The sequence below is a fragment of the Lactobacillus sp. genome, assembly GCF_051893255.1.
GTDB lineage: Bacteria > Bacillota > Bacilli > Lactobacillales > Lactobacillaceae > Lactobacillus.
Map to the genome: position 1 here is coordinate 1 of NZ_JBJFHB010000089.1, position 5,434 is coordinate 5,434.

Consider the following 5,434-nt stretch of genomic DNA (forward strand, 5'->3'; position numbering starts at 1 on the left):
ACCGAGAGCAGGAGGAATTACTAAAAGCTATTGATAAAAGTACCCGAACCAAAGCCGAAATTCTCGCGTTTCTAGAAAGTCATGCATAAAAAGAAATACGGCTGGCAGAAAATCTGTCAGCCGTATGGCTTGAGTTGTAAAATCCTGGGAAATTAGCAATTATCTGAAAGAGGGTAAAATAGCTCTGGATCCAAAATATGAGATTAGGTAAAAAATATCATATGCTGTCAAGCCTAAGTGTTACCACAATAATTGATAAATCAAAAAAGACGCGGCTTTGCCGCGTCCACATAAAACAAAATTAACAAAATACCATTCCGAAAGCAATAAAGCAAGCAAGCCCCAAGCTAATCCTTCAAATGCTGGTCAAACCAATCAGTGATTTCCTTCAATCTCCGAATCCGGTGTTTTGGTTGCCCGCTTCTAGACAACTCGTGGTTTTCACCGTGGAAGAGGCACATTCTTGCTTCTACCCCGTAGTAAAGCAGGGCTCTAAACATTTGCATCCCCTCAGGTAATGGACAGCGGTAGTCTTCCAGTGAGTGAATGAAGAGGGTAGGGGTTGTCACGTGTTTCGCATACTTTAAAGGCGACTGTTGCCAAGCATAATCCAGCTTTTCATCCAAATCCTTGGCATCAATTGCGTACAGGTCATCCCAGGGACCAATGTCAGACATAAAGGCATCGCTCAGCCAGTTGGACATGGACCGCTGAGTAGCTGCTGCCTTAAAGCGGTGGGTGTGACCGATCACCCAGTTGGTCATATAGCCGCCATATGATCCCCCGGCGATGCCCAGCTTGTCCCCATCGATTTGCGGCACTTGGTCCAAAACAGCATCGGTAAACTTCATCAGGTCAGTATAGTCTTCTTGTCCCCAGTGTCCGCGCATGTTGGCGTAATCGTTGCCTTGTCCGTCAGACCCATAAATGTTGCCAAAAAAGACAAAGTAGCCAGCGCTAGCCCAGACCTGCATTTCATGGAAAAGCGGTGTCCCATATACAGTCTTTGGCCCGCCGTGTACGTTTAGGATTGCAGGATACTTTTTCTCAGGATCAAAATCCTTCGGATAAAGAACCCAGCCGTGTTGGGTGTTACCAGCGTAATCGGTGTAGTCGACCTGCTTGGCTCCAGCAATGTACCGATCTTTCAAAGCAGCCTCATTGTAGCTAGAGTGTTTCTCAATCTTTCCATCTTGATAGCTGTAAAGCTGCTGAGTTTCATTAGCTGCTGGACCCGTAAACCAGCAAGTGCCGTCAGCAGTAAAGTCGAAAAATTCAATCGATGGAAATTCAAACACTGGTGTGATCCGTTCGCCATCAAAGCACTCTAGAATCGTGTGGTCAACCTTGGTGGTCGTGAAATAAAGCCGATCGTTAAAGACCCGGCTAGTGCGCACGTCCAGTAGGCAGAGGTCTGTGTCCACACAGTCGCCGTAGCAATCGTCCCAGGCTGCGGCCAAAGTCAGATCTGCATTTTCGACATCATATTTGTAGAACTGCGGATTCTCTTCAACGCTGTATCGCTTTTGGTCAGCGGCAACCACATAGAGTTGACCATGCAAGACGCAAACGTCATAGATGACCCACATGTCTTTTGGCAAAAGATTTTTCGTTTCTAAAGTCGCCAGGTCGAGCGCAAATAAGCCAGGCTTGCGGCTCTTAGCTTGGGTATAGCTATCGCCAACAAAGTAAAGAGTATTGTCAAAAAGGTAGTGGTCGTCAAAGTTAAAGTACCTGTCGTCTGGCAAGAGCTCAGTTAATTTGCTGCTGGAAAGATCATACAGGTACAAACGATCCCGGAGCTTAGACAAAACGCCATCCCCGTTGAAGTAGGCGGGGAATTCATCTAAGACGGTGTAGTCTTTTGAATCTTTGTCCTTCTTTTTTTCAGCTTCGTTTAGGTCAACCCGTCTGCTTAGCAGGAGGCGGCCGTCTTCCAGGACATCAACGAGGCTGAAATCTTCGTGATCAAGCTTAGCAATTGCTTGTGCTTCACCGCCATTAAGGCTTAGCTTGTAAATAAAGGTCTTCCCTTTTTCCTCGCTGCGATTGCCAGTGAAAGCCACGGTCTGTTCATCGATGAAGACAAAGTCTTTTTCCTCGCCAAAAGAGGTTAATGGCAAAACCTGGCCATTTTGAAAAGTGTCCAGGGTGTACTTGTACTTATCCTTGTTCACTGCGTCTGGCAAGCCCTTGACCCAGACTAGGCTTTGTCCCTTAGTCTTGAGTTTGCCCAAGTTAGCGTAGTGCAAGAAGTCTTCGATTTTGATTGCTTTCATAAAATCCCTCTTTTAAATATTAGAAAATGATGGTTAGGCTTAATTTACTATTTAGCTTAGAAAAAAGCAAGCTGATCAAGATGATCTCCTGAAGGAAATTGAAAAAGAACAACAGTATTTTCAGAAAGAGTCTTGACAAAAATAAAATCAAGCTTAAAATTAAGATTATCAACTTAAGAAAAAATTAACTTCGAAAAGGACAGTAGCTTTAGTAAGGTCTGCAGAGAGTTTCCGTTCGGTGAAAGGAAACGGCCAAGCTAAGTAAGCGAAGATCACCTTTGAGTTGAAGCTGCAAAACGAGTGGCTTCAGGGTTCGCCCTTTACAGCGGCAGCGTATCGCGATTAACATCGCCGCACGCGAAGGCTATTTATAGCGAAAATAGGTGGTACCGCGCATCTCAGCGCCCTATTGGACACATCGTCCAGTAGGGCGCTTTTCTTTTTCGAAAAAGTGGAAGAAGAGGACAAGACAATGAAGAAAAAATTACTTACTTTAGGAACAGTTCTAGCAGCAATGACGCTTACGGCTTGTGGTCAGGCAAATGGCTCGAAGGCTAAGACCAGTTTAAACTTGATGGAAAGCGACGTAGTTGCTTCCCTTGATACTTCAGCTACGGCCTCTATTCCGCAATGGGACACCTTGGTCCAAACCATGGCTGGTCTTTACAAGTCTGACAAAAATGATAATCCAGTCCCAGCCATGGCTAAGAGCTACAAAAAATCAAAAGACGGTACGCGATATACTTTTTACCTGAGGAAGGCTAAATGGTCTAACGGGGATCAAGTGACTGCCCAAGACTTTGTAACTGCTTGGCGCAAGGGCGTTTCACCAACGGCTATGTCTGGCTACAACTACATCTTTAAGGGAATCAAGAATGCCACGGCAATCTCAAGCGGGAAGAAGAAGGCTAGCACTCTGGGAGTAAAGGCACTGGATGCACATACCTTGCAAGTAGATTTGGAATACCCAATGCCAACCTTCGTTCAAAAGATGGTAATGCCTGCTTTCTACCCGATGGATACCCAGCTGGTGGCAAAATACGGTAAGAAGTATGGCACAACCTCCAAGGCGATGGCCTTCAATGGTGCCTTTAAGGTGACGGGGTGGAAGAATACCGATGAAAAGTGGCACCTGGTTAAGAATAACTACTACTACGCAGCTAGTGAGGTAAAGCTTCAATCTATGAACTACCAGGTAGTGAAGGATTCAAACACCGCCCACCAGCTGTTTGAACAAGGAAGTTTGGATGATGCAACGGTAACGGGTACGACTGCTCAGGGCCTCCAAAAGTCCAAGAATCTCTATCACCTCTACCGGTCAGGCAATGACTTTTTGAACGTGAACATGGCCAAGGGCAAGACTTTGAGTAATGTGGACCTGCGCCATGCCCTTTACCTGGCTATGGACCGGAATCAATTGGCGAAAAAGGTTCTGGCTGACGGATCAAAAGCTTCTTACACCTTCTCTGCACCTAACGCTGCCAAGTACCCTGGCACCAAGACTGATTTTGCCAAAAAGGCTCAGCCAAAAGAAACCTACAATGTGGCTAAGGCTAAAAAATTGTGGGCTAAAGGCTTGAAAGAAGCTGGGTTAAAGAGCGTCACCTTGACTTTGTTAACCTCTGACACCACTACTGATAAGAATGTTGGTGAATTTGTTCAATCTCAAGTTCAAGGTAAATTGCCTAACGTCAAAGTCGAAGTCAAGTCTTTGCCATCTAAGTCTTCGATGAGCTTAGTAACGACGGGCAAATATGACCTTTACCTGTCCCTGTGGCTGAACGACTACGCTGACCCAATCAGTGAACTGGAAACCCTGCAGTCTGACAACTCCCACAATTACGGGAAATACGAAAGCACTGCTTTTAACCAACAATTGAACCTGGCCCGGTCCAAGAACGCAACAACTACTAAAGCTTACTTTGCCAACCTTTTGGCCGCTCAAAAGCAGATGAACAAGGACTACCCAGTTTTGCCGCTTTACACCATGGTTGAAGACCACCTAGTTAAGTCTAACCTAAAGGGCGTTTTATGGCACAAGGTCGGCATGGTTGACTACACCAGAGCCTACTTTAAATAATCGGAAAAAGTAAGCAAAGAAAAAATGAGCAAGAAGACTGAAGGAGAAAATCATGGATCAAACTAAGATAGTTACGCTTGAGAATGGCTACCACCTTTTTACCAGAAAGGTCAATGAAGGACCAGTGAAGTTGCTATGCGTCCACGGCGGCCCTGGCGATAACCACGAAGATTTTGAAAACTTTAAAATGGGGTTAGCTGGCAAAGGCGTTGAAGTCTATTCTTATGACCAATTGGGGTCATACTGGTCAGACCAGCCAGATTTTTCTAAGCCGGAAAACCAGAAGTTTTTAAATGTCGAATACTACCTAGAAGAATTGGAAGAAGTCAGACAAAAATTGGGTCTGGATAACTTCTACTTGCTGGGACACTCATGGGGTGGACTTTTAGCACAAGAATATGCAGCTAAATACGGTGAACATTTAAAAGGTGTCATTATCGAATCCATGATTGATAATCTAGATGAATACACAGAGAACATCAATCGGGAAAGAGAAGAGATGTTCAGCCCAGCTGAGGTTGACTACATGCATGAGTGCGAGGCAGAGGACAATTACGAGGATGCCATGTACCAGGAGATGGTGAAAAAGCTTTATTCTGTTTACTTGATTCGTCATCCCAAAAATTCTCCCCACCATTTGGTATCAACGACTAATACTCAAATTTACAACTATTTCCAGGGCAATAACGAGTTCATGATGGTTGGCAAGCTGACGGAATGGGATTTTAGGGATCGACTGAAGGAGATCACAGTTCCAACTTTGCTGACGGTAGGGGAATTTGATACGATGCCGCTTGATGCTGTGAGAAGAATGCACAAGACCTTGAAGAATTCCCGGATGGTGGTTACACCTGATGGCGGGCATTGTCACCATCTTGATAATCCTAAGGCATTTTTTGCATCACTCTATAAGTTTATTGATGATGTGGAAAAGGGGAAAATCTAAGAATGTATCATCTGTGTAGTTTGCCTGGTAATCACCGTAATCTTGATGATGTCGCCGATCGGTTTTGGCAATGGTAATCTAGGGTTAAACGTTATTCTGCTTCTATTAACGATTGTAGATTTGAAATTG

3 protein-coding genes and 1 other annotated feature are annotated in these 5,434 nt (G+C 44.8%); of the genes, 2 read left to right on the forward strand and 1 reads right to left on the reverse strand.

The features are described 5' to 3' along the window. Positions 1-347: 347 nt before the first annotated feature. The gene (locus ACI4WN_RS08500) at positions 348-2,279 is read right to left on the reverse strand and encodes an alpha/beta hydrolase family protein (protein ID WP_439777808.1); all 1,932 of its coding nucleotides are present in this window, start codon (positions 2,277-2,279) and stop codon (positions 348-350) included. 181 nt (positions 2,280-2,460) lie between these two features. Beyond that, positions 2,461-2,691: a binding site (T-box leader), on the forward strand. Between the two features lie 60 nt (positions 2,692-2,751). On the opposite strand from ACI4WN_RS08500, the gene ACI4WN_RS08505 reads away from it, so the two are divergent. Further along, a complete protein-coding gene (locus tag ACI4WN_RS08505; RefSeq protein WP_439777809.1) occupies positions 2,752-4,359 on the forward strand; it encodes a peptide ABC transporter substrate-binding protein in 1,608 nt (535 codons plus the stop codon). A 52-nt stretch (positions 4,360-4,411) separates the two neighbouring features. Beyond that, on the forward strand, positions 4,412-5,305 hold the full coding sequence (locus ACI4WN_RS08510) for a proline iminopeptidase-family hydrolase (RefSeq protein WP_439777810.1): 894 nt from the start codon (positions 4,412-4,414) through the stop codon (positions 5,303-5,305). Positions 5,306-5,434 lie beyond the last annotated feature (129 nt).

Excerpts from the sequence above, each read along its gene's own strand:
- ACI4WN_RS08500 (WP_439777808.1), bottom strand. The coding sequence starts at position 2,279 with ATGAAAGCAATCAAAATCGAAGACTTCTTGCACTACGCTAACTTGGGC.
- ACI4WN_RS08505 (WP_439777809.1), top strand. The coding sequence starts at position 2,752 with ATGAAGAAAAAATTACTTACTTTAGGAACAGTTCTAGCAGCAATGACG.
- ACI4WN_RS08510 (WP_439777810.1), top strand. The coding sequence starts at position 4,412 with ATGGATCAAACTAAGATAGTTACGCTTGAGAATGGCTACCACCTTTTT.